The sequence below is a fragment of the Marinobacterium sp. YM272 genome (genome assembly GCF_050908845.1).
GTDB lineage: Bacteria > Pseudomonadota > Gammaproteobacteria > Pseudomonadales > Balneatricaceae > Marinobacterium_D.
The window spans coordinates 3,416,071-3,437,808 of sequence record NZ_CP194171.1 but is presented as its reverse complement, the minus strand read 5'-3'; the positions used below and the strand labels follow the sequence as shown (position 1 = coordinate 3,437,808).

Below are 21,738 nucleotides of genomic sequence, written 5' to 3'. Positions count from 1 at the left end.
CCGGAAACACAGATGCAGTTTGATCCACCGCTGGAAGGCGTCACCCTGCTGCGCCGCTACAAGCGTTTTATGGCCGATGTGCGCCGTGCCGATGGCAGCGAAATCACCGTTCACTGTCCCAATACCGGTTCGATGAAGAACTGTGTGCTTCCTGGCGTCGAGCAGGCGGCACTGATCTCCGACAGCTGCAACCCCAAACGCAAGTACCGCCATACCCTGGAGGCGGTGCAGGTGGCGCATGGCCATTGGGCCGGTGTGAACACCAGCCGCACCAATGCGCTGGTCGAGGAGGCTGTTCGCAGCGCGCTGATCCCGGAACTTGACCCGGTAAGCGGCGTGGAGCGTGAAGTGAAGTGCGGCGACAGCCGTTTCGATCTGGCGCTGGGTGAGCGCTACGACCCGCATACCTTTATCGAGGTTAAAAACGTCACCCTCGGGCCGGGGCCGGGTGATCCCGATGATGGCATTATCGCCTTTCCCGATTCGGTGACGGAGCGGGGCCAGAAACATCTGCAGACCCTGATGCAGGTGGTCGCATCAGGCAAGAGGGCGGTACTGTTCTTCTGTGTTCAGCACAGCGGCGCCAAAGCGGCGCGCCCCGCCGATGAGATCGACCGGCGTTATGGCGAACTGCTGCGGGAGGCCAGGGAAAAAGGCGTTGAGATCCTGGCCTGGCAGGTAAGCCTCGAGCCGGAAGAATTTGTTTTAGCGCGTAATCTTCCGATATTACTCTGATGCGGTTGCAGATTTGTTTCTGCGCCCTTTTCTGTCGCATTCAGGCATAACCCCGAATCCTCTCTATCTCCCGAAATCGCTGGGCTGTAGCGAATTCACAAAGTTTCCCGCTTTTTGTCGCAAATCGACATTGTCGGGACGTTGATAAACATCAGGTTCCGCAAAGCCGCCTATAAGATCGCCCTTAAGTTGCACATTCCTTTTTCGGCGTGGCTGTCCTTAGGTCTTGTAGGAGAATAAAAGATGTTTTCAAAGAGTGATGAAATTCAGGGCTTCGATGATGCTCTGTGGGCGTCGATCCAGCGTGAAGCGGTGCGTCAGGAAGAGCATATCGAGCTGATCGCTTCCGAAAACTATACCAGCCCGCGCGTGATGCAGGCGCAGGGCAGCGTTCTGACCAATAAGTACGCCGAAGGCTACCCGGCCAAGCGTTACTACGGCGGTTGCGAATACGTCGACGAAGTTGAGCAGATGGCGATCGATCGTGCCTGCGAACTGTTCGGTGCTGATTACGCTAACGTTCAGCCGCACTCTGGCTCCCAGGCTAACGCCGCTGTTTACATGGCTCTGTGCGAGCCGGGCGACACTGTTCTGGGCATGAGCCTGGCACACGGCGGTCACCTGACTCACGGTGCCCACGTTAACTTCTCCGGCAAAATCTACAACGCGGTTCAGTACGGCCTGAACGAAGAAACCGGCGAAATCGATTACGCTCAGGTTGAAGCACTGGCCGTAGAGCACAAGCCGAAGATGATCGTTGCCGGCTTCTCTGCCTACTCCCGTGTAGTTGACTGGGCCAAGTTCCGTGAGATCGCCGACAAGGTAGGTGCTTACCTGTTCGTCGACATGGCTCACGTTGCAGGTCTGGTTGCTGCTGGCCTGTACCCGAACCCGCTGCCGTTCGCAGACGTGGTCACTACTACCACTCACAAGACTCTGCGCGGTCCGCGTGGCGGCCTGATTCTGTGCAAATCCAACCCGGATCTGGAGAAGAAGCTAAACTCTGCTGTGTTCCCGGGTGGCCAGGGCGGCCCGCTGATGCACGTGATCGCTGCCAAGGCCGTTGCCTTCAAGGAAGCGCTGGATCCGGCATTCACCGAATACCAGACTCAGGTTTGCAAAAACGCCCAGACCATGGCTGACGTGTTCATCGAGCGCGGCTTTGATGTGGTTTCCGGTGGTACCGACAACCACCTGTTCCTGCTCAGCCTGATCAAGCAGGGTCTGACCGGTAAAGCGGCCGACGCAGCTCTGGGTCGTGCAAACATCACCGTGAACAAGAACGCGGTACCGAACGACCCGCAGTCACCGTTCGTGACTTCCGGTCTGCGTATCGGTTCTCCGGTGATCACTACTCGTGGCTTTAAGGAAACTCATTGCCGCAGTCTGGCCGGTTGGATCGCCGACATCCTCGACGTCCTGAATGACGAGGAGAAGCTGGAAGCGAAGATCGCCGAGGTGAAAGCACAGGTTCTCGACCTCTGTGCAGACTACCCGGTCTACCGCTGATCACTTTGAGGGCTGTGCGGACTCTTCGGGTTCGCACAGCGTTCGAAGCGCTCTGAATTAGTTAAAAAGCCGCGAATGCGGCACAGGTGTGGAGCTGACGTTATGCAGCGTTATTCAGGATTTGGACTGCTAAAGCACAGTCTGAGCTATCACGAAAACTGGCAGCGGGTTTGGCGTAACCCGACGCCGAAGAAAAAGTATGACGTCATCATCATTGGCGCGGGTGGTCACGGTCTGGCGACCGCTTACTACCTGGCCAAAGAGCACGGCATCACCAACGTGGCCGTACTGGAAAAAGGGCATCTGGGTGGCGGTAACATCTGCCGTAACACCACGATCGTCCGTTCCAACTACCTCTGGGATGAGTCTGCTGCCCTGTATGAACACTCCATGAAGTTGTGGGAAGGCCTGTCTCAGGAACTGAACTACAACCAGATGTTCTCTCAGCGCGGTGTTTACCACACCTGTCATACCCTCGGTGACCTGCGTACCAACGAGCGACTGGCTAATGCCAACCGCCTCAAGGGTATCGATAACGAAATGGTCTATGGCGACCAGCTGCAGAAAGAGATTCCGTCTCTGGACTGCTCTAAAGACGCTCGTTACCCGGTTATGGGCGCATCTGTTCAGCGTCGTGGTGGTAACGCTCGTCACGATGCGGTGGCCTGGGGTTACGCGCGTGCAGCAGACTCTCTGGGTGTCGATCTGATCCAGAACTGCGAAGTTATCGACATGGAGATCAACGACGGCAAGATCACCGGCGTGAAAACCAAGCAGTACGGCGTTATCAAGGCTGACCGTGTTGGTTGTGTCACTGCAGGTAACTCCGGCGTGATGGCCAAGATGGCCGGTTTCGAGCTGCCGGTTGAATCTCACCCGCTGCAGGCGCTGGTATCCGAGCCGATCAAACCGTTCCTGGACACCGTTGTCATGTCTAACCACGTACACGGTTACATGAGCCAGTCCGACAAGGGCGACCTGGTAATCGGTGCCGGTATCGACGGTTGGGTTGGTTACGGCCAGCGTGGTTCCTACCCGATCATCGAGCACACCATCCAGGCGATCGTCGAGCTGTTCCCGTGCACCAGCCGCGTGCGCATGAACCGTCAGTGGGGCGGTATCGTCGATGCTTGCCCGGACGCCAGCCCGATTCTGTCCGAGACTCCGGTCAAGAACCTGTTCTTCAACTGCGGTTGGGGTACCGGTGGCTTCAAGGGAACTCCGGGATCCGGCAACGTGTTCGCGCACACTCTGGCGCACGGTAAGGCGCACCCGCTTGCGGAGCCTTTCTCCATCAACCGTTTCAACACCGGCGCACTGATCGATGAACACGGCGCCGCTGGCGTTGCTCACTGAGGACTGACGAAATGCTGCATATCTATTGTCCGCACTGCCGCGAGCTTCGCGAAGAGGAAGAGTTCCACTCCAAGGGGCAGGCGCACATCGCGCGTCCGGCCGATCCGGATAACTGCACCGACGAGGAGTGGGGGGCTTACATGTTCTTCCGCAAAAACACTCGCGGTGTACATCACGAGATCTGGGTTCACAGCACTGGTTGCCGCAAGTTCTTCAACGTGACCCGTGATACTCAGACTTACGAGATCAAAGAAGTTTACAAGATTGGCGAGCAGCCCGAAGTGGTTGCTAAAGGTTAAGGAGCGGAGAAAATGAGCCAGAAAAACCGCCTCCAGTCCGGAGGCCGCATTGACCGTTCCAAGGCAGTGACTTTTACCTACAACGGTCGTCAATACAAAGGTTACAAGGGCGACAGCATCGCCTCGGCACTGCTGGCCAACGGCGTTGATATCGTTGCCCGCAGCTTCAAGTACAGCCGTCCGCGCGGTATCGTTGCCGCCGGTGCTGAAGAGCCGAATGCTGTACTGCAGCTGGGCGCCACTGAAGCGACCCAGGTGCCGAACGTTCGTGCTACCCAGCAGGAGCTTTACGACGGTCTGGTCTGCAGCGCCACCAACGGTTGGCCGAGCGTTGACACCGACCTGATGAGCTTCATGGGTAAGGTCGGTGGCAAGATGATGCCTCCCGGCTTCTACTACAAGACGTTCATGTACCCGCAGTCCATGTGGAAAACTTACGAAAAGTTTATCCGCCAGGCCGCAGGTCTCGGTCGTGCGCCGAAAGAGCGTGACCAGGATGAGTACGATATCGTCAACCAGCACTGCGACCTGATGGTTGTAGGTGCAGGTCCTGCCGGCCTGATGGCTGCACTGACTGCTGCGCGCAGCGGTGCCCGTGTCATCATCGCCGACGAGCAGAGCGAATTCGGTGGTCACCTGCTGTCCAGCCGTGAGCGTATCGGCGGCAAGCCGGCGGCTGACTGGGTTGCAGAGATCGTTGCTGAGCTGGCTAAACTGCCGGAAGTCACCCTGCTGCCGCGCTCCGTTGTGAACGGTTACCACGATCACAACTTCCTGACCATCAACGAAAACCGCACCGATTACATGGCGGATAAAGCGCCGTCCGGTCAGGTTCGTCAGCGTATGCATCGCGTACGTGCACACTGGGTGGTCCTGGCTACCGGCGCACACGAGCGTCCGCTGGTCTTCGGTAACAACGATGTGCCGGGCTGCATGGTTGCAGGTGCCGTATCCACATACGTTAACCGTTACGGCGTGGCTCCGGGCAACAAGCTGGTGCTGATGACTACCAACGACAGTGCTTACCAGACCGCTCTGGACTGGGCTGACGCAGGTCGTGAAGTTGTCGCGGTTGTCGATACCCGTGCCAACCCGCAGGGTGAGCGCATCGAAGCGGTTCGCAAGCGTGGCATCAAGGTCATGACTGGCAGCGCTGTTATCGATGTTCAGGGCAAGAAGCGCGTTAGCGGCGTTTCCGTCGCCAGCATCGACGCCAAGGGCGAGAAGGTCACTGGTTCCGTACAGAGCCTGAGCTGCGATACTGTTGCCAGCTCCGGTGGCTGGAGCCCGGTTGTTCATCTGTCCTGCCACACTGGCAGCCGTCCGGTCTGGAGCGACGAAGCGATCGGCTTCCTGCCGGGACCGACCGTCCAGAAACAGCTGACAGCAGGTGGTATCAACGGTACCTACACGCTGGACAAAGTGCTGAGCGAAGGTGTTAAAGCAGGCCAGGAAGCTGCCTCCCGTCTGGGTCTGAGCCCGGCCGAGACCAAGCTGCCGAACGTTCGCACTGTGAGCGAAGGCAAGCCGATGGCGCTGTTCCACATCCCGCACACCAAGCCGACCAGCCGTGCGCCGAAGCAGTTTGTCGACTACCAGAACGACGTAACCGCCGCTGGTATCGAGCTGGCGACCCGTGAAGGCTTTGAGTCTATCGAGCACGTCAAGCGTTACACCGCGATGGGCTTCGGTACCGACCAGGGTAAGCTGGGTAACATCAACGGTATGGCGATCACCGCCAAGGTGCTGGGTCAGACGATTCCGGAAACCGGTACCACCGTGTTCCGCCCGAACTACACGCCGATCGCGTTCGGTGCCATCACCGGTCGTAACTGCGGCCCGTTGTTCGAGCCGAAGCGTTTCTCCTCCATGCACCAGTGGCATGTAGAGCACGGCGCTGAGTGGGAAGACGTGGGTCAGTGGAAGCGTCCCTGGTACTACCCGAAAAACGGCGAAAGCATGCAGCAGGCACTGGATCGCGAATGTAAAGCGACCCGTGAAAGCATCGGCATTCTCGATGCCTCTACTCTGGGCAAGATCGATATCCAGGGTAAGGATGCGCGTGAGTTCCTCGGCCGTGTCTACACCAACGCCTGGGCTAAACTTGCTGTTGGCAAGTGCCGCTACGGCCTGATGTGTAAAGAAGATGGCATGGTATTCGACGACGGTGTGACCTCATGCCTGGCCGAAAACCACTTCATCATGACCACTACCAGTGGTGGTGCTGCAGCGGTTCTGGAATGGCTTGAGTTCTACCATCAGACCGAGTGGCCGGAGCTGGAAGTTTACTTCACCAGCGTAACCGATCACTGGTCAACCATGACCATCTCTGGCCCCAACAGCCGCAAGCTGCTGGCCGAGCTGTGTGATGATATCGATCTTGATAAGGACACTTTCAAGTTCATGGACTGGCGTGAAGGTACCGTGGCTGGCGTTCCGGCCCGTGTATTCCGAATCTCCTTTACCGGTGAGCTGTCCTTCGAGATCAATGTTCAGGCTAACTACGGTCTGTACGTCTGGGAGAAGCTGTTCGAGCACGGTGCCAAGTACAACCTGACGCCGTACGGTACAGAAACCATGCACATCCTGCGTGCTGAAAAAGGCTTCATCATTGCCGGTCAGGATACTGACGGCTCTGTGACGCCGCACGACCTGGGTATGAGCTGGTGTGTATCCAACAACAAGCCGTTCAGCTACATCGGCAAGCGCGGTATGGCTCGCGAAGACTGTGTCCGCGACCAGCGCAAGCAGATGGTTGGTCTGAAGACCAAGGATCCGAAAGTTGTGCTGCCGGAAGGGGCTCAGGGTGTGTTTGATCCCAAGCAGCCGATTCCGATGGACCTGGTCGGTCACGTCAGCTCCAGCTACTGGAGTGCTGTTCTGGACCGCAGTGTCGCACTGGGCTTCGTCAAGGGCGGTCACGACCGCATGGGCGAAAGTGTTTACTACCCGCTGGCCGATGGCCGCGTGATCGAAGCTGAAATTTGCAGCCCGATCTTCCTCGATCCGAAAGGGGAGCGTCAGAATGTCTGAGACAATTACTCCGGAAAACGAAGTCGCCAAAGTGGCGGTTATGAATCAGCTGCCGAGCGGTAACGCTCGTGTCGAGTCCCCGCTGCATCACGCGGAACTGGACAAACTGGCCGCGAGCAACCCTCGCGCCGGCGGTGTTCTGCTGCGGGAACTGAAGCTGCTGGGTCACCTGACCCTGCGTGGCTCCCAGGACAACAAGAGCTTCATGGATGGCTGCGCCGCAGTATTTGGCGTGGCTCTGCCCACCGAGCCGCTGACCTCCGTCGAGAAGGGCAGTGTCTCCATCCGCTGGATCAGCCCTGACGAGTGGCTGGCCGTGGTGCCGGGCGACCAGGCCTTCGAAGTTGAGCGCAGCCTGCGTGCAGCGATCGAAGGTCACTTCCAGGTCGTGAACGGCAGCGGTGGTCAGACTATCCTGGAACTGTCCGGTCCGAACGCGGTGGACGTGCTGAAGAAAAGCACCATCCTGGATCTGCACCCGAGTCAGTTCCCGGTGGGCAAGGTAGCCGGTTCCGTGTTCGCCAAGAGCACTGCGCTGATCCGCCGTAGCGGAGAAGACACCTGGGAACTGGTTATTCGCCGCAGCTTCGCGGACTACATCTGGCTCTGGCTGCAGGACGCAAGCCGTGAGTACGGCCTGGTAGTCAAAGCTTAAATCCGTTTCAGGCGCGCCGGTTTGTTACCGCCAGACCACCCGGCGCGCCTTTTTCTGATGTGTAAGGAGATAGCCATGAGCTCTCTGCCCGATTCCTGGATCTTTACCGCCAACTGCCCCAGCAAGCTGGGAACAGTGGATGTGGTGACCCGCTTTATGGCGGACTCACATAACTACATCAACGAGATCCACTCTTTTGATGATCGCGTTAGCGAACGTTTCTTTATCCGTATTGAATTTCAGCCGCAGGACGAAAACTTTAGTCGCGAAGCGTTCGACGAGCAGTTTGCGCCCCGTGCCGCCGAGTTTGATATGGAGTGGGAATTGACCGAACCCGGTCATCGCGAGCGGGTGGCGATCCTGGTCTCCAAGTACGACCACTGTCTGAACGACCTGCTGTTCCGTCACCGTACGGGTCAGCTGAATATCGAAGTGCCGGTGATCATCTCCAACCACCCGGACCTCCAGCACCTGGCAGAGTGGCACGGTATCCCGTACTACCATCTGCCGATCACCCCGGATACCAAGCCGCAGCAGGAAGCGCAGATTCTGGAGCTGCTGGAGAAGTACGATATCGATCTGGTCGTGCTGGCGCGCTACATGCAGGTACTGTCACCGGACATGTGCGAAACCCTGGACGGTTGGGCGATCAATATCCACCACTCCCTGCTGCCGGGCTTCAAGGGCGCACGTCCTTACCACCAGGCCTGGGAAAAGGGTGTGAAAATGGTCGGCGCCACCGCCCACTACGTGAACAATGACCTGGATGAGGGCCCGATTATTACCCAGGGCATTCAGTCGGTCGATCACGCTCACTACCCGGAAGACCTGGTGTCCAAGGGACAGGATATCGAGCGCATCACGCTGTTCAATGCGGTCAAATACCATGTTTCCAAGCGCGTCTTCCTGAGCGGACGACGCACTGTGGTGTTTAGCAACTAAGACGCACCCCGTCGTTGTTGTGTTGTCTTTTTAACCGGGCTTTGCCCGGTTTTTTTTGCCTGTCTGAAACCTTTACCGTCACGCGGCCAGCAATGGTCAGAGTGAAGGATGCCGGCGAAGAGCTCAAGTACGGCTAGATCATCGGCAAGTACACCGAGAAGGAAAGGTTCGGCGAGACCATCAGGCGCTATCGCTATCTGAAAATAACCGACTAACTCAGGCCCGCCCGGCGCCAGGCGGCGATCTCCTGTGCTCTTTTAGGAAGCGCTAGGCGGGTGCTGAAAGCGGTCAACGCATCGCTGTCTCCGTGCTTGATCTGTTGCGCGAAGCGGCAGCAGGAGTCGGCATCAGCTTGCGCCTTACCCGCTGGTAAGGCTGTTCTTGCCTTGAGTGTTCTGCGTTGAGCGCTCCTGCCAGCAGGTAAACTGCGGACAGAAGGGGTTGAGGTCGTCTTCCAAAGGCTGGAAAACGGTTCAGATAGCGAATCCTTGCGCTATCTGGCTAGCGTTCGCACTGTTCGGATGGCTGCGGCCCCGTAACTATTGCATGCTTGTCTCAATCCGCATCCGATGCGCAGCTGTAGTCGGAGCCAGATCGAATAGAGATAAAGAAAGGTCATCGTCATGTTGTCAAAGTCGGGGTGCTTCCTAGAGCAGGAGAATATGGCCTTTCGCGACTCTTACGGTGTCAGCGAGCATAATGCGCCGTTCAAGTTCGTACCTGCGTTTCAGGATGCTGTAAGCGGCAGGGTGGAACTTTCCCGGTTTCGCGATGGTCGGATAGCGCCTTTTCATACGCTGGATGGCGTGCCTGAAGAGTGGATAGTCAGTCGCAATAAAAAGGGAAAGGTCGAGTCGGTTAAAGCAAGCGTAGTATCGGGCTTTCTTTATCAGGAACGTTTTTTAAACCGCGAAGAGGCTGTCAAGTTTATCGAGGATATTCGATTTATAGAGGATAGGTGATTATAGTTGGTGGTGTTTTAAGCGGGATTGTAATTCTATTCTTCTATTTTAATTAAATTATACGCCTAACCTCTAATCTGAGTTTTAATTATTGTTTAAGCTATTTAGCTCTATGTGAAATTCATAGGGCTTTTTGTGCTTTTTACGGGCCTGTTTTTAGTTTTTGAATAGAGGTGGAATAGGCGTTTAAAGGGATGTTTTTGCCCTGCTCTGCGTTTCTGATGGAGTTTCGCTGAACAGCTTTTTGTAGTCTGATGAAAATCGACCGAGATGACTGAATCCCCAGTTCATAGCAATTTTTGATATGCTTTCCTGTCCGCCGGTTTCTACTATTTCATTGCGAACACCTTCAAGCCTGACCCGTTTAAGATAGGCGGTAGGTGGTTCGCCAAAATGGGTTTTGAAGTCCGCATACAGCTTGTTTCTTGAGACCCCCGCAACCCACTCAATGTCCTCAATGTGTAGGTCGTTCTTTGCATTGGTACGGATGTAATCGATGGTCTTGATGATATAGCCCGGCAGCTTCCTCTTGAATGCATCCTTGAGTGCATCGGTGTAGTTGTGGGGCTGGGAGGTCAGCAGTCCCTTTATCAGTGCTTGCTCGATATCGCGGATAAACGGGGCAAAGTTGTACAGGCTGTCCGTTTGCGAAACCTCCTGTTCTATGAGCCGTATCGTCCGCCACCAGGCACTGGAAGCTCCGACTCTGGCATCCATTTTTGTTTCGAAAATCAACGGCTTGTCTATTGCTCTGCCGAGCGCCGACTGAAGTGAAAGCTCCATTTCCCTACGTGAAATTCTGACCAGGCTCTTGCGGCAGTTACCACTGATGTTGAGCTCGCAGGGAGCCGAGGGAGAGATGATTATGCCGCTGGTGATATTGGATTCTATTTTGGAATCACCCGTGGAAAGCTCCTGGAACCCACTGATCGGCAGACTGATGCTGTAACTGTTCTGCAGATCCTCTATCTGGACCGTGACATCGGTACCGTATTCGATATGCCCAATCGCGGTCGTGGTGGAATTTAGAATATTTCCTTCATGCCGGAAGCGCATTTTTCGCGCGTTATAGACTTGAAGCTCATGGGGGCCGCAGATATCAGACATCCAGGAAACGGCATCGGCTGCGTCCTGAATATCGGCCAAAATTTTTTTCGATGAATCAGCTTCAAACTGAGTATGTTTTTCAAACATGGCATGAACCGGGTGTAATAGACCCTGGGTTTGGTTGTCGTTGGATAGTAGTTAAACTCTGAAATAATAGGTTAGCAGAACTAAACCTAACAAAAGCTCTATCATTGGTCAATTTATTGTCAGTTACGCAGCGGTTTTGGATGAGAATCTTTTAGTGATTGTTCGGAGTGAAGATAAATTTTTAGCGGAATTTTGAAAGAAATCGTAAAAGTTATTAATTTTTCTGATTTTTGTTTTCGCCGCTTTTTGGGGCGAAGTTTTCTTTTGAATTAGCTAAATGTTTGAAATTTATAGTGCGAAATCTGATGGGTTTTTGCCCTTTTTTGAGGCTTTGTGTTCGGTTTTGGTGCGGATTAAAAAGGGGATAGTGCTTCTAAAAAAAGTGGATAGGCGTGCCCAATGTCGCTCTGGTTTTATGAATGCATAAACCAACCGGCGGGGGTGAACGCTCCGCCTTGACCGGAGGCTGTCGCCATGACAACGCATACAGAAATGCTGGAGATCTGGAGAGAGAAGATCGAGTCAGCGCTTGATTTCCGTCCAGAAGACAAGGTCTACAAGGTAGCGAGAGAGATGTTCACCGAGCGTGAACTCTTCGACCTTGAGATGGAGCTGATTTTTGAAAACACCTGGATCTACGCCTGTCACGAAAGTCAGATCGCCAATACCCACGACTTCTTTACCATGCAGGCTGGCCGTCAGCCGATGATCATCACCCGTGACGCCAAAGGCGAGATCAATGCTCTGCTCAACGCCTGTCAGCACCGCGGCGCCACGCTTACACGCGTCTGTAAGGGTAACCAGTCCACCTTTACCTGCCCGTTCCATGCCTGGTGCTACAAGACCGATGGCAAGCTGGTGAAGGTCAAGGCGCCTGACGAATATCCGGCTGACTTCGACAAGTCGACCCGCGGCCTGCGCAAGGCGCTGGTCAGCAGCTACAAGGGCTTTGTTTTCATCAATTTGAACACCGAGTGCAAGCAGTCCCTGGAGGAGTTCCTCGGCGATGCGCGGATCGCCTTCGATATGATGGCTACACAGTCTCCGGATGGTGAGCTTGAAGTGCTGCCTGGATCTTCCAGCTACACCTTCGATGGTAACTGGAAGCTGCAGAACGAGAACGGTCTCGACGGCTACCACGTCAGCACTGTGCACTACAACTACGTGGCGACCGTGCAGCACCGTCAACAGCAGGATGCCCAGAAAGAGGGTGGTGCCAACAAGACCCTGGATTACAGCAAGCTGGGTGCCGGCGACAAAGAGACCGATGACGGCTGGTTCGCGTTCAAGAACGGTCACACCATTCTATTCAGTGATATGCCAAACCCGGAAGTGCGGCCCGGCTACGGTTCGGTGATGCCGCGTCTTATCGAAGAGTATGGCCAGACCCGTGCCGAGTGGATGATGCACCGCCTGCGCAACCTCAACATCTACCCGAGCCTCTTCTTTATGGATCAGATCAGCTCCCAGCTGCGTGTGATCCGTCCCGTCGCCTGGAACAAAACAGAGGTTCACAGCTTCTGCCTGGGCGTGAAGGGCGAGTCCGATGCGGATCGCGAAAACCGTATCCGTCAGTTTGAAGATTTCTTCAATGTTTCTGGCCTGGGTACCCCCGATGATCTGGTGGAGTTTCGCGAGGCGCAGAAAGGCTTCGAGGGACGTGCCGAGCGCTGGAACGATATCTCCCGGGGTTGCGATCGTTGGATCACCGGTCCAACCGCCAATACCGAGGCACTGGATATTCAGCCGGTAATGACTGGAGCCGAATTTACCCACGAAGGGCTTTATGTGAACCAGCATTCGACCTGGCAGCGCTACATGCTGGAAGGGCTGGCAGCTAAAAAACGCAAGGCGCAGGAGGTTTAAGCGATGAGCAACGTAATCCAGAGTATTGAGCAGTTCCTGTTCCGCAAAGCCGAATACTGCGATCGCCAGCAGTGGGACGAGTACCTGAATCTTTTCGACGCGGAGGCGGAGTTTCATATCCCGCAGTGGGATTCGGAGCACGTTTACACCACCAACCCGAAGCGCGAGATGTCGCTGATCTACTACCCGACCCGGGCAGGCCTTGAAGACCGTGTGTTCCGTATTCGTACCGGCAAGAGCGCCGCCTGCACACCGATGCCGCGCACCATGCACCTGGTCGATAACGTACAGGCGCAGCAGGAGGAGGATGGCACCTGGCTGGTCAAGGCCAACTGGGCGACTCACTTCTTTCGCTTCGGTGAGTCGGAATGCTTCTTTGGTTGGTCCGAGTACCGTCTGCGCGCTGATGGGGATAGCTGGAAGATCAAGAGCAAGCGTTCAATCGTGCTCAACGACAAGATTCGTCACGTGCTCGATTTCTATCACGTCTAAGTTCGGGCCGGGAGGTAATCAATATGCATAAGGTTGCACTGAGTTTTAACGATGGCCGCACCCACTTCATCGGCATCAACAGCAATGAAGTGTTAATGGATGCCGCGTTACGCCATGGGCTGACGCTGCCGGTGGATTGTCGCGAGGGGGTGTGTGCGTCCTGCAAAGGGACCTGCCAGTCAGGTGAGTATGATCTTGAATATGTGGATGAGGATGCGCTGAGTGAGGGAGACCTGAGCAAAGGTGCAGTTCTCACCTGTCAGATGCGGGTCAAGAGCGACTGCGCGGTAAGCTTCGATTTTGATTCGTCTATCTGCACCAGTGCCGGGCCGGAAGTTGTGGAGACAAGGGTCTCGCGGGTTGAAGTGCTATCCGATTCCACGGCCACCCTGCATCTGGATGCCAGTGCTCGCGATGGGCAGCTCGATTTCCTTCCTGGCCAATACGCTCATGTGCAGGTACCCGACACTGAAGAGTGGCGATCCTACTCCTTCGCCTGCGAGCCCAACGCTGACAACCAGCTGCAGCTGCTGATTCGGCTGCTGCCCGATGGCGTGATGAGCAACTACCTGCGTGATCGTGCCAAGCCCGGCGACCGCATAAGCCTGAAAGCGCCGCTGGGGGCTTTCTATCTCCAGCAGGTCAAGCGGCCGCTGATCTTCGTGGCCGGCGGCACCGGGCTGGCGGCGTTCCTGGGCATGCTCGACCAGATGGCGTCCAACCCGGAGAAAGCACAGCAGCCGGTGAGGCTGTTCTACGGTGTCACCCGGCCCGAAGATCTGTGTGAGCTGGAGCGACTGAAAAGCTATGAGCAGAGCATCGCGGATTTTTCATTCCATACCATCGTCATGAATGGCGACGAAAGTTGGCAGGGCGAAACCGGAGTGGTGACCGACCTGTTTGACGAGTCCCACTTTAATGGCGGCGAGGTCGACGCTTATCTGTGCGGGCCTCCGCCGATGGTTGAGGCGGTCAAGTCATGGCTGGACCAGCGCAACATGGAAAACAGCCGTATCTACTTCGAGAAGTTCTCCGCCAGTTAATACTGAAAGAGCCAGCACGGGAAATAATCAAAAACAAAAGTGGCGTGGTTTTTGCGCGGTGTGTACTGTGCAACGATGATTTGCGGTAGTGGCTATTTAAGGATGGGTCGCTTCTATGGTTGGCCGGTAATGGCTGGAGCGTCCTGATCGCCTGAAAACATATTTATCGGATGACCCGAAGATAATTACAGCGAGAAAAATGGAGTTAGAGATGTCGATGAAAGGTTTAATGACTTCCGTGATGGCGGGCGGCTTGGCCCTGATGATGACGGTGCCGGCACAGGCCCGTGATTTCCGCCTTGGACTGATCACCCCGCCGCCGCACCGTTGGACTCAGGCTGCAGAAGCCTTTGCCGAGGAAGTGAAGGAAAAGTCGGGTGGCGCGCACAGCATCGCTGTTTTCCCTTCCCAGCAGCTGGGTAACGAAGCGCAGATGGTGCAGCAGTTGCAGACCGGCGCGCTGGATATGGCTTTTCTGACCGTGGCTGAGATCTCCAACCGTGTGCCTGATTTTGGTGCGCTTTATGCGCCTTACCTGGTCGACAATATCGATCAGGCGGCTGCTCTGCTGAAGTCTGAAGCCGCGACCGATCTGCTGAGCCAACTGCCTGCGGAAGCGGGTCTGGTCGGTGTGGGTTACGGCATGGCGGGCCTGCGTCAGGTGATGAGCCGGGATACGCTGGAAAGTCCTGCAGACCTGGAAGGCAAAAAGCTGCGTATCACACCTTTCGAGCCGATTCGTGATTTCTACATGGCGACCGGTGCCGCTCCGACGCCGATGCCGCTTCCGGCGGTCTATGATGCGTTGGCCAATGGCCAGATCGACGCCATCGATATGGACTTCGATTCCATCCTTATCTTCAAGTTCTATGAACGCTCCGACAAGATGCTGATCTCCAACCACATGATGTTCCCGATGGTGGGCGTGGTATCTGGCCGGGTCTGGAAAGATCTGAGCGCGGAAGATCGTGAGCTGCTGCAAACCAGTATGCGTGCTCAGCTCGATGCCGTGATCGATCACTTCCAGGCACTTGAGAAGGAGCAGGAGAAGGAGCTGCGCGGCCTGGATATCACTATCCATGAAGCCACCAAGGAGGATTTCGCAGAGGCGATTGCCGAGTGGGAGACGATCTGGTCCGAAAAGGCAGCATCCCTGCCTAACTTGAGAAAAGCGGCTGCCGAGATCAAAGGTAGCTGATCCTTAGAGTCAGAACCCCCGCAGGCTTCAGGCCTGCGGGCAAGGAAGTCCGATGTTAGGATTCATTTCAGACCGGCTGGTCCGTATTGAGATGGGGCTGGCCGCGATCATGGCCGCTGCCGTTACCCTGCTGATTCTGTTGAATATCGCCAGCCGTTCATTGGGCATGGCGATTTACTGGGTGGATGAGTTGGCGATCTACGCCATGATCTGGACCACTTTTCTGGCCACATCCGTTGCTCTCAAGCGACGCCAGGTCGTGGCCGTTACGTTGCTGGTTGAACTTCTGGGGCAGCGTACCCAGGCCTGGGTGCAGGTGCTCTCCGACCTGATGATTCTCACCTTTGCGGTAGCAGTACTGGTGCTTTGCTGGCGCTGGCTTGATCCAATGACATTTGCAGGTTTTGGTTTTGACATCAAAAAGTTTCAGGGGGATACCTTTAACTTTGTATATTCGGAAAAGACCAACACCATCGGTGTCAAAAAAATATGGCCCTGGCTGATTTTGCCTATTTTTTCTATTTCGCTGACCTTGCACACGCTAAATAATATGTTGGGCAGTCTTAAAAAGGCGGTGTTTGCCAAGGAGGCTGTAGAATGACATTTGCCGTATTTTTAATTCTTCTGTTTGTCAGTGTGCCAATTGCCCTCGTTCTGGCACTGACAGCGCTGTGGTATATAGCGACATCCGGTAATTCAGTACTTTTTGACTCTTACCCTCAGCAGCTGTTTGGTGCCATTGAAAGTTATGGGCTTTTGGCTATTCCATTGTTCATGCTGGCCGGGGAGTTGATGAATGAGGGAGGTCTGACGAGTCGCCTGATCAATCTTGCGCGTATCCTCGTGGGTGGCTTCCGCGGTGGCCTGGCCTACATCAACCTGGTGGCCAATATGATGATGGCAGCGATCATGGGATCGGCGGCTTCGCAGATTGCGATCATGTCCCGTGCCATGGTGCCGGCGATGGAGAAGGAGGGTTATTCTGGGTCCTATGCTGCGGCGATTACGGCCGCCGGCGGACTGCTCTCTCCCATCATTCCGCCCTCCATGCTGTTTGTGCTCTTTGGCGTGCTGGCGCAGATTCCCATCGCCGAAATGTTTATCGCCGGTATCCTGCCGGGCCTTCTGATGTCACTGCTGTTCTTTATCGTGATCGCCGTGGTGGGGCTGGTTCAGCAGTACCCGAAAGGGGAATGGCCGGATCGCGAACAGCGCCGGAAATTCCTGGTGATGGGGCTGCCTGCGGCCTCGATTCCCATCGTCATTATTGGCGGTATTCTGACTGGCCTTGCGACACCTACCGAGTCTGCTGCACTGGCATCTCTGGCGGCGCTGCTGATCGGAAAGTATATCTATAAGGACCTTAAGTTCTCGCATCTGCCAGAGATCCTGCGGCGAACGGCGCTTAACGCGGGTATGGTTATCATGCTTATCTCCGCCGCCGGGGTGTTTGGCTGGGTGGTGGTCTATGAGCAGATTCCGCAGGCAGCGGCTGCATGGATTGCCGAGCAGACCTCCGATCCCTTTGTCTTCATGCTGATGGTGATCGGGGTGCTGATTCTGGTCGGCATGGTGATCGACGGCATAGCGGCTTTGATTCTGGTGGTGCCGATTCTTCTGCCCATCGCCCAGGACCAGTTTGGTATCTCGCCTTATCAGTTTGGTGTGGTCGTCTGCCTGACGCTGGTGATGGGGTTGTTGACTCCGCCTGTCGGTGCCGGGCTGTTTATCGGCTCGTCGATGACCGGGATCCCGCCGATGAAGATATTCCGCTCGCTGCTGCCTTTCCTGCTCGCTACGCTGGTCACGCTGCTGCTGCTGGCAGGGGTACCTGAACTGGTGCTGGCGCTGATCTGATCAGGTGATGCTTCAGGTGCAAAGCGGGGCTGTTCAGCTCTTGAATTCAGCTTCGCGCTTTGCGCAGCGTTTCGCTGGGCTTTTCGCCGAACAGCTGCTGGTAGGCCTGGCTGAACCGGCTCATGTGGCTGAACCCCCAACGGCTCGCAGCCGCGGTGACTGTGAGGGTTGAGGTCGGAGCCATCAGGGCCTTCCTGACCCTTTGCAGGCGCACATTGCGCAGATATTCCATGGGCCCGGTTTGGCGAAACTCCTGAAAGCCGTAGTAGAGGCTGCGTACACTGACTCCGGCGATATCAGCCAGGTCTGAGGGGGTCAGTGGTTGGTCCGCGTGAGCCTGGATATATTCCTCCACACGTTTGACGTGGCGCGGCACGGGCTGCGGGCGTTCATCGGCCAGTGGCTCCGAGTAGTTGTGCGGTTGTTCGCTTAGCAGCGTCGCGATCAGAAGCTCCTCCAGCTGGGTCAGAATCAACGGCTGCTGCAGGCTGTCCGGGCTCTCCTTCTGCAACCGGGTGATATATTCCAGCGCATATCTCCAGGCGGGTATCTCCAGCCAGTTGAAGCCACTCTTGAACACCAGTGGCTGTTTCAGCGGGTGGCCCAGGTGGCGGCTACAGAGCTGCTCCAGCTTCACCCGGTCGATGCGTAACATCAGCTGGTCGCAGTCATCGTAGTAATGCATTCTGAGCTGCTGTGTGGGGCTGATGATCACACCTTTTCCGCTGCCGGTCAGGATGCTGTCATTGTCGCAGATGATCTCGGCACCGCCCGTAATCGGCATCTGTACCAGAAAAAACTCCTCCAGCCGGTCCGGGTCCACCCGTACTTCGCCGCCATATCTGAGACGGTGTACGGAGAGTGCGGCCAGTGAAAACTGATGCAGGCGTGAGTGCTGCGCACCTGCAGCCCGCAGCCATTCAAGCTCATGCGGCTTGAATGAAAGGCCAACCTGGTTTTTAACCTCTTCAGCGTCGTCGGAATCCAGCACTTTTAAATCGGGCTGATCCAGTAAGGCACCGATCAATATTTCTGATGGCGAACTTTTACCTGACATTTGCATCGTCTCAATAGCAGGATGTCCATTTATTTAAATTTATTGTGTGGCCGTTTTTTAATTGTCCCAACTGTTAGTTCCAAGTTTATACCCTTATTTGATTAACCGGTATGTGTTTTCCGCACTAAGTGGATAGTCGCTGCCATATTCGGCGCGTAAGGGGTAAAGGCTTTTGCTTAGTATGAATTCATCGTCATTCAACATTCAAAGCAGAGGCACCTGATGAAAAGATCGATAAATATTTCGGCAAAAGACGGCAGCGGTGAATTCAGCGCCTATGTATCTGTACCGGCATCTGGCAAGGGGCCGGGTCTGGTCCTGTTGCAGGAGATCTTTGGCGTCAATGAAAACATGCGCCAGGTCGCTGACTACTATGCGGAAGAGGGCTACCTGGTTGTGGTGCCTGACCTCTTCTGGCGTCAGGAAGCCGGGGTCGAACTGGCCTATGACGTGGAATCCTGGAAAAAGGCGTTCGAGTTCTATCAGGGCTTCGATCAGGACAAGGGTATCGAAGATATCGCCGCTACCATCGATGCGCTGAAAGGGCTGGAAGAGTTTACCGCTGGTGTCGGTGTGCTCGGTTTCTGCCTCGGTGGTCGACTGGCTTACCTGACCGCCTGCCGCTGTGATGTGGATACCGCCATCGGCTACTACGGCATGGGGATGGAAAACCATCTGGACGAGGCAGACAACATCAAGGGCAAGCTGGTGCTGCACTTTGCCGAGCTGGATGAATACTGCCCGGCTGAAGCGCGTGACCAGCTGTTCGCCGCGCTGCAGTCCCGCGACAACATGGAGCTGTATCTCTACCCGGAAGCGGACCACGCTTTCGCCCGTTCCTGCTCCGAGCACTACCACAAACCCTCTGCGTTGATGGCGCATCAGCGCTCGGTTACCGCACTGCGCCGGACTATCGGCCCGAACTACGACCTGTCCTATCTATGGGACAAGCATTGCGAGTATGAATTCGCCACCCGTAACGTGGACGACACCATGGCAACCATGGTGGCAGAACCCTACGTGAATCACATTCCGACACTGACCGGTGGTGTTGGCTACAAGGAGCTCTACCGCTTCTACAAGCATCACTTCGTAGATTCCAATCCGGCCGACACCAAGCTGGTGCCAATCTCCCGCACCATCGGTGATACCCAGATCGTTGATGAACTGCTGTTCTGCTTTACCCACGATCAAGAAATCGACTGGCTGGTGCCCGGCATCGCCCCCACCGGTCGCTACGTGGAGATCCCGCTGCTGGCGGTGGTCAAGTTCCGCGGCGACAAGCTGTATCACGAGCACATCTACTGGGATCAGGCGTCCGTTCTGGTTCAGCTCGGTGTGCTGAATCCGGAAGGGCTGCCGGTTGCCGGACGGGAAACCGCCACCAAACTGCTCGACGAAAGCCTGCCCTCCAACGAACTGATGGCCAGCTGGTCCAGCAGTGAAGGCAAAGCCTAAGGGGGCGTGTCATGAGCATGTTTGAAAATTCTGTGGCAGTTATTACCGGTGGTGCAACGCTGATCGGTGCAGAGCTGGCAAAAGCCTTTGTCGCCGAAGGCGCCAGGGTCGCGATCCTTGATCTGGACGCCGATAACGGTGCCAGACTGGCGGATGAACTGGGCCCGTCGGCTCTGTTCATCGAGACCGATATCACTGAAGACGACCAGCTGAAGGCGGCTGTTGAGCGCACCGCCGAGCAGTTCGGTCAGATCGACCATCTGGTCAACCTGGCCTGCAGCTATATCGATGAGGGCGTGGAGTCCAGCCGCGGCGACTGGCTCAAGGCACTGGATATAAACCTGGTCAGTGCCGTGATGGCCGCCAAGCTGTGCCGTCCCTTTATCCAGCAGAGCGCTGCCGGCGCCATCGTCAACTTCACCAGCATCTCTGCCCAGGCGGCACAGACCGGACGCTGGATCTATCCGGCCAGTAAGGCGGCGATGAAGCATCTGACCCGCAGCATGGCGCTGGATTTTGCTGCCGATGGCATCCGTGTGAACTCGGTGTCACCGGGCTGGACCTGGTCCCGGGTGATCGGCGAAGTCAGCGGTGGGGACCGTGAGAAGGCCGATCGGGTTGCCGCTCCCTTCCATATGCTCGGCCGGCTCGGCGATGCGCAGGAAGTTGCCCAGGTGGTGCTGTTCCTCTGCTCCCCGAAAGCCAGCTTTGTCACCGGCGCCGATTACGCGGTGGATGGCGGTTACTCGGCGCTAGGACCGGAACAACAGGAACCGGCGATCCCGAAGCTCGCTGAATAACCCAACAGATCAGAAAAATTACGCATCAGGAGTCATCCAATGACACGCAAAATCGCAATCGTAGGTGCGGGCCAGTCGGGCCTGCAGACCGGGATCGGCCTGCTCAAAGCCGGTTATGAAGTATCTATCCTCTCCAACCGTACGGGTGAACAGATCAAGGCCGGCAAGATCATGTCGAGCCAGTGCATGTTCGATATGGCGCTGCAAAACGAGCGCGACCTGGGTATCGATTTCTGGGAGAAGGATTGCCCGCCGGTTGAAGGTATCGGCCTGCGCGTGCCAGATCCCGCTAATGCCGGCAGCAACCTGATTGAGTGGGAAGCGCGTCTGGACAAGCCGGCGCAGTCGGTGGATCAGCGCATGAAAATGCCGGTGTGGATGGACGAATTTGTGCGCCTCGGCGGCGACCTGCAGATCCGCGACGTGGATCTGGACGTGCTGGAAGAGCTGGCCGTTGCCTATGATCTGGTGCTTGTTGCCGCAGGTAAGGGCGACATCGTCGGCATGTTTGAGCGTGATGCCGAGCGTTCCACCTTCGATAAGCCGCAGCGCGCACTGGGGCTGACCTATGTGCACGGTATGAAACCGATGGAGCCGTTCTCCCGTGTCTCCTTTAACCTGATTCCCGGTGTCGGTGAATACTTTTGCTTCCCGGCGCTAACTAATAGCGGCCCCTGCGAGATCATGGTGTTCGAAGGTATTCCCGGTGGCCCGATGGACTGCTGGGGCGATGTGAAAACCCCGCAGGAACATCTGGCGCGCAGCCTGGAGATCATCAAAAACTTTGCGCCCAGCGAATTCGGCCGCTGTCAGTCGGTGGAGCTCACCGACGATAACGGGGTTCTGGCGGGCCGCTTCCCGCCGACGGTGCGCAAGCCCGTGGCCACCCTGCCGTCCGGTCGCAAGATCATGGGTATCGCCGATGCGCTGGTGGTCAACGATCCGATCACCGGGCAGGGCTCCAACAACGCTTCCAAGTGCAGCCGCATCTATCTGGACGCGATCATGGAGCAGGGCGACAAGGCTTTCGATGAAGCCTGGATGAAGTCCACCTTTGAAACCTACTGGTCCTACGCAAATGGGGTGGTGGACTGGACCAACAGCCTGCTGCTGCCGCCGCCCGAGCATATCCTCGAGCTGTTGGGCGCTGCCGGGCAGGTGCCTGAGCTGGCTTCAATTATCGCCAACGGCTTCAACGACCCGACCCAGTTTATGCCCTGGTGGAAAGACCCCGTCGCCTGCGGCGAGCTGATCAAAAAGCACATGGCTTAAGGAGGCGAAG

General features: G+C 56.2%; 19 protein-coding genes. 17 read left to right on the top strand and 2 right to left on the bottom strand.

The annotated features are described in order from the left end of the window. Nucleotides 1-12: 12 nt before the first annotated feature. From sfsA to ACQUQP_RS15360, 8 genes are all read left to right on the top strand, one after another. Entirely contained in the window at nucleotides 13-735 is a 723-nt protein-coding gene (sfsA, locus tag ACQUQP_RS15395; protein WP_432695910.1) for a DNA/RNA nuclease SfsA, read from the top strand. 243 nt (nucleotides 736-978) lie between these two features. Then, the gene (glyA, locus tag ACQUQP_RS15390) at nucleotides 979-2,244 is read left to right on the top strand and encodes a serine hydroxymethyltransferase (protein WP_432695909.1); all 1,266 of its coding nucleotides are present in this window, start codon (nucleotides 979-981) and stop codon (nucleotides 2,242-2,244) included. 102 nt (nucleotides 2,245-2,346) lie between these two features. Beyond that, on the top strand, nucleotides 2,347-3,600 hold the full coding sequence (locus ACQUQP_RS15385) for a sarcosine oxidase subunit beta family protein (protein WP_432695908.1): 1,254 nt from the start codon (nucleotides 2,347-2,349) through the stop codon (nucleotides 3,598-3,600). 11 nt (nucleotides 3,601-3,611) lie between these two features. Further along, entirely contained in the window at nucleotides 3,612-3,899 is a 288-nt protein-coding gene (locus ACQUQP_RS15380) for a sarcosine oxidase subunit delta (protein ID WP_432695907.1), read from the top strand. Between the two features lie 12 nt (nucleotides 3,900-3,911). Then, the gene (locus tag ACQUQP_RS15375; RefSeq protein ID WP_432695906.1) at nucleotides 3,912-6,932 is read left to right on the top strand and encodes a sarcosine oxidase subunit alpha; all 3,021 of its coding nucleotides are present in this window, start codon (nucleotides 3,912-3,914) and stop codon (nucleotides 6,930-6,932) included. Beyond that, complete coding sequence (locus ACQUQP_RS15370) at nucleotides 6,925-7,587, top strand: sarcosine oxidase subunit gamma (protein WP_432695905.1); 663 nt, start codon at nucleotides 6,925-6,927, stop codon at nucleotides 7,585-7,587. The genes ACQUQP_RS15375 and ACQUQP_RS15370 overlap by 8 nt, the downstream gene beginning before the upstream one ends. 75 nt (nucleotides 7,588-7,662) lie before the next feature. After that, nucleotides 7,663-8,529, top strand: coding sequence for a formyltetrahydrofolate deformylase (gene purU, locus ACQUQP_RS15365; RefSeq protein WP_432695904.1), 867 nt, complete (start codon nucleotides 7,663-7,665; stop codon nucleotides 8,527-8,529). Between the two features lie 662 nt (nucleotides 8,530-9,191). Beyond that, nucleotides 9,192-9,491 carry a hypothetical protein gene (locus ACQUQP_RS15360; RefSeq protein ID WP_432695903.1) on the top strand — a complete coding sequence of 100 codons (300 nt, stop codon included), beginning with the start codon at nucleotides 9,192-9,194 and terminating at the stop codon, nucleotides 9,489-9,491. Between the two features lie 186 nt (nucleotides 9,492-9,677). On the opposite strand, the gene ACQUQP_RS15355 is transcribed toward ACQUQP_RS15360, so the two are convergent. Beyond that, nucleotides 9,678-10,685, bottom strand: a complete 1,008-nt coding sequence (locus tag ACQUQP_RS15355; protein ID WP_432695902.1) for an AraC family transcriptional regulator — start codon at nucleotides 10,683-10,685, stop codon at nucleotides 9,678-9,680. Between the two features lie 474 nt (nucleotides 10,686-11,159). Here ACQUQP_RS15355 and antA point away from each other — a divergent pair, with 474 nt between their 5' ends. The 6 genes from antA (at nucleotide 11,160) to ACQUQP_RS15325 (ending at nucleotide 17,141) form a co-directional block, all read left to right on the top strand. Next, nucleotides 11,160-12,551 (top strand): anthranilate 1,2-dioxygenase large subunit, encoded by a 1,392-nt coding sequence (gene antA / locus ACQUQP_RS15350; protein WP_432695901.1) that lies wholly within the window; start codon nucleotides 11,160-11,162, stop codon nucleotides 12,549-12,551. Nucleotides 12,552-12,554: 3 nt separating this feature from the next. Then, nucleotides 12,555-13,043, top strand: a complete 489-nt coding sequence (gene antB / locus ACQUQP_RS15345; protein ID WP_432695900.1) for an anthranilate 1,2-dioxygenase small subunit — start codon at nucleotides 12,555-12,557, stop codon at nucleotides 13,041-13,043. A 23-nt stretch (nucleotides 13,044-13,066) separates the two neighbouring features. Continuing rightward, complete coding sequence (gene antC / locus ACQUQP_RS15340) at nucleotides 13,067-14,086, top strand: anthranilate 1,2-dioxygenase electron transfer component AntC (protein ID WP_432695899.1); 1,020 nt, start codon at nucleotides 13,067-13,069, stop codon at nucleotides 14,084-14,086. 217 nt (nucleotides 14,087-14,303) lie between these two features. Beyond that, entirely contained in the window at nucleotides 14,304-15,284 is a 981-nt protein-coding gene (locus ACQUQP_RS15335; RefSeq protein ID WP_432695898.1) for a TRAP transporter substrate-binding protein, read from the top strand. Between the two features lie 52 nt (nucleotides 15,285-15,336). After that, nucleotides 15,337-15,885 carry a TRAP transporter small permease gene (locus ACQUQP_RS15330; RefSeq protein WP_432695897.1) on the top strand — a complete coding sequence of 183 codons (549 nt, stop codon included), beginning with the start codon at nucleotides 15,337-15,339 and terminating at the stop codon, nucleotides 15,883-15,885. Continuing rightward, entirely contained in the window at nucleotides 15,882-17,141 is a 1,260-nt protein-coding gene (locus ACQUQP_RS15325) for a TRAP transporter large permease (RefSeq protein WP_432695896.1), read from the top strand. The genes ACQUQP_RS15330 and ACQUQP_RS15325 overlap by 4 nt, the downstream gene beginning before the upstream one ends. Nucleotides 17,142-17,187: 46 nt before the next feature. Here the strand turns inward: ACQUQP_RS15325 and ACQUQP_RS15320 are convergent, their stop codons facing one another. Next, nucleotides 17,188-18,198, bottom strand: a complete 1,011-nt coding sequence (locus tag ACQUQP_RS15320; protein WP_432695895.1) for an AraC family transcriptional regulator — start codon at nucleotides 18,196-18,198, stop codon at nucleotides 17,188-17,190. 222 nt (nucleotides 18,199-18,420) lie between these two features. Here ACQUQP_RS15320 and ACQUQP_RS15315 point away from each other — a divergent pair, with 222 nt between their 5' ends. Genes ACQUQP_RS15315 through ACQUQP_RS15305 form a run of 3 tightly spaced genes read left to right on the top strand, consistent with a single transcriptional unit; the run spans nucleotide 18,421 to nucleotide 21,728 of the window. Next, the gene (locus ACQUQP_RS15315) at nucleotides 18,421-19,656 is read left to right on the top strand and encodes a dienelactone hydrolase family protein (RefSeq protein WP_432695894.1); all 1,236 of its coding nucleotides are present in this window, start codon (nucleotides 18,421-18,423) and stop codon (nucleotides 19,654-19,656) included. A gap of 11 nt (nucleotides 19,657-19,667) precedes the next feature. Further along, nucleotides 19,668-20,456: an SDR family oxidoreductase gene (locus ACQUQP_RS15310; RefSeq protein ID WP_432695893.1), complete on the top strand. Its 789-nt coding sequence runs from the start codon at nucleotides 19,668-19,670 to the stop codon at nucleotides 20,454-20,456. A gap of 39 nt (nucleotides 20,457-20,495) precedes the next feature. Continuing rightward, nucleotides 20,496-21,728 carry a styrene monooxygenase/indole monooxygenase family protein gene (locus ACQUQP_RS15305; RefSeq protein WP_432695892.1) on the top strand — a complete coding sequence of 411 codons (1,233 nt, stop codon included), beginning with the start codon at nucleotides 20,496-20,498 and terminating at the stop codon, nucleotides 21,726-21,728. Nucleotides 21,729-21,738: the final 10 nt, after the last annotated feature.

What these genes read in the sequence shown, in the direction of transcription:
- ACQUQP_RS15305 (WP_432695892.1), top strand. Translation starts at nt 20,496, where the DNA reads ATGACACGCAAAATCGCAATCGTAGGTGCGGGCCAGTCGGGCCTGCAG.
- ACQUQP_RS15380 (WP_432695907.1), top strand. Translation starts at nt 3,612, where the DNA reads ATGCTGCATATCTATTGTCCGCACTGCCGCGAGCTTCGCGAAGAGGAA.
- purU (WP_432695904.1), top strand. Translation starts at nt 7,663, where the DNA reads ATGAGCTCTCTGCCCGATTCCTGGATCTTTACCGCCAACTGCCCCAGC.
- ACQUQP_RS15310 (WP_432695893.1), top strand. Translation starts at nt 19,668, where the DNA reads ATGAGCATGTTTGAAAATTCTGTGGCAGTTATTACCGGTGGTGCAACG.
- antC (WP_432695899.1), top strand. Translation starts at nt 13,067, where the DNA reads ATGCATAAGGTTGCACTGAGTTTTAACGATGGCCGCACCCACTTCATC.
- antB (WP_432695900.1), top strand. Translation starts at nt 12,555, where the DNA reads ATGAGCAACGTAATCCAGAGTATTGAGCAGTTCCTGTTCCGCAAAGCC.
- ACQUQP_RS15360 (WP_432695903.1), top strand. Translation starts at nt 9,192, where the DNA reads ATGGCCTTTCGCGACTCTTACGGTGTCAGCGAGCATAATGCGCCGTTC.
- ACQUQP_RS15385 (WP_432695908.1), top strand. Translation starts at nt 2,347, where the DNA reads ATGCAGCGTTATTCAGGATTTGGACTGCTAAAGCACAGTCTGAGCTAT.
- ACQUQP_RS15355 (WP_432695902.1), bottom strand. Translation starts at nt 10,685, where the DNA reads ATGTTTGAAAAACATACTCAGTTTGAAGCTGATTCATCGAAAAAAATT.
- glyA (WP_432695909.1), top strand. Translation starts at nt 979, where the DNA reads ATGTTTTCAAAGAGTGATGAAATTCAGGGCTTCGATGATGCTCTGTGG.
- ACQUQP_RS15320 (WP_432695895.1), bottom strand. Translation starts at nt 18,198, where the DNA reads ATGTCAGGTAAAAGTTCGCCATCAGAAATATTGATCGGTGCCTTACTG.
- sfsA (WP_432695910.1), top strand. Translation starts at nt 13, where the DNA reads ATGCAGTTTGATCCACCGCTGGAAGGCGTCACCCTGCTGCGCCGCTAC.
- ACQUQP_RS15330 (WP_432695897.1), top strand. Translation starts at nt 15,337, where the DNA reads ATGTTAGGATTCATTTCAGACCGGCTGGTCCGTATTGAGATGGGGCTG.
- ACQUQP_RS15370 (WP_432695905.1), top strand. Translation starts at nt 6,925, where the DNA reads ATGTCTGAGACAATTACTCCGGAAAACGAAGTCGCCAAAGTGGCGGTT.
- ACQUQP_RS15335 (WP_432695898.1), top strand. Translation starts at nt 14,304, where the DNA reads ATGAAAGGTTTAATGACTTCCGTGATGGCGGGCGGCTTGGCCCTGATG.
- ACQUQP_RS15325 (WP_432695896.1), top strand. Translation starts at nt 15,882, where the DNA reads ATGACATTTGCCGTATTTTTAATTCTTCTGTTTGTCAGTGTGCCAATT.
- ACQUQP_RS15315 (WP_432695894.1), top strand. Translation starts at nt 18,421, where the DNA reads ATGAAAAGATCGATAAATATTTCGGCAAAAGACGGCAGCGGTGAATTC.
- ACQUQP_RS15375 (WP_432695906.1), top strand. Translation starts at nt 3,912, where the DNA reads ATGAGCCAGAAAAACCGCCTCCAGTCCGGAGGCCGCATTGACCGTTCC.
- antA (WP_432695901.1), top strand. Translation starts at nt 11,160, where the DNA reads ATGACAACGCATACAGAAATGCTGGAGATCTGGAGAGAGAAGATCGAG.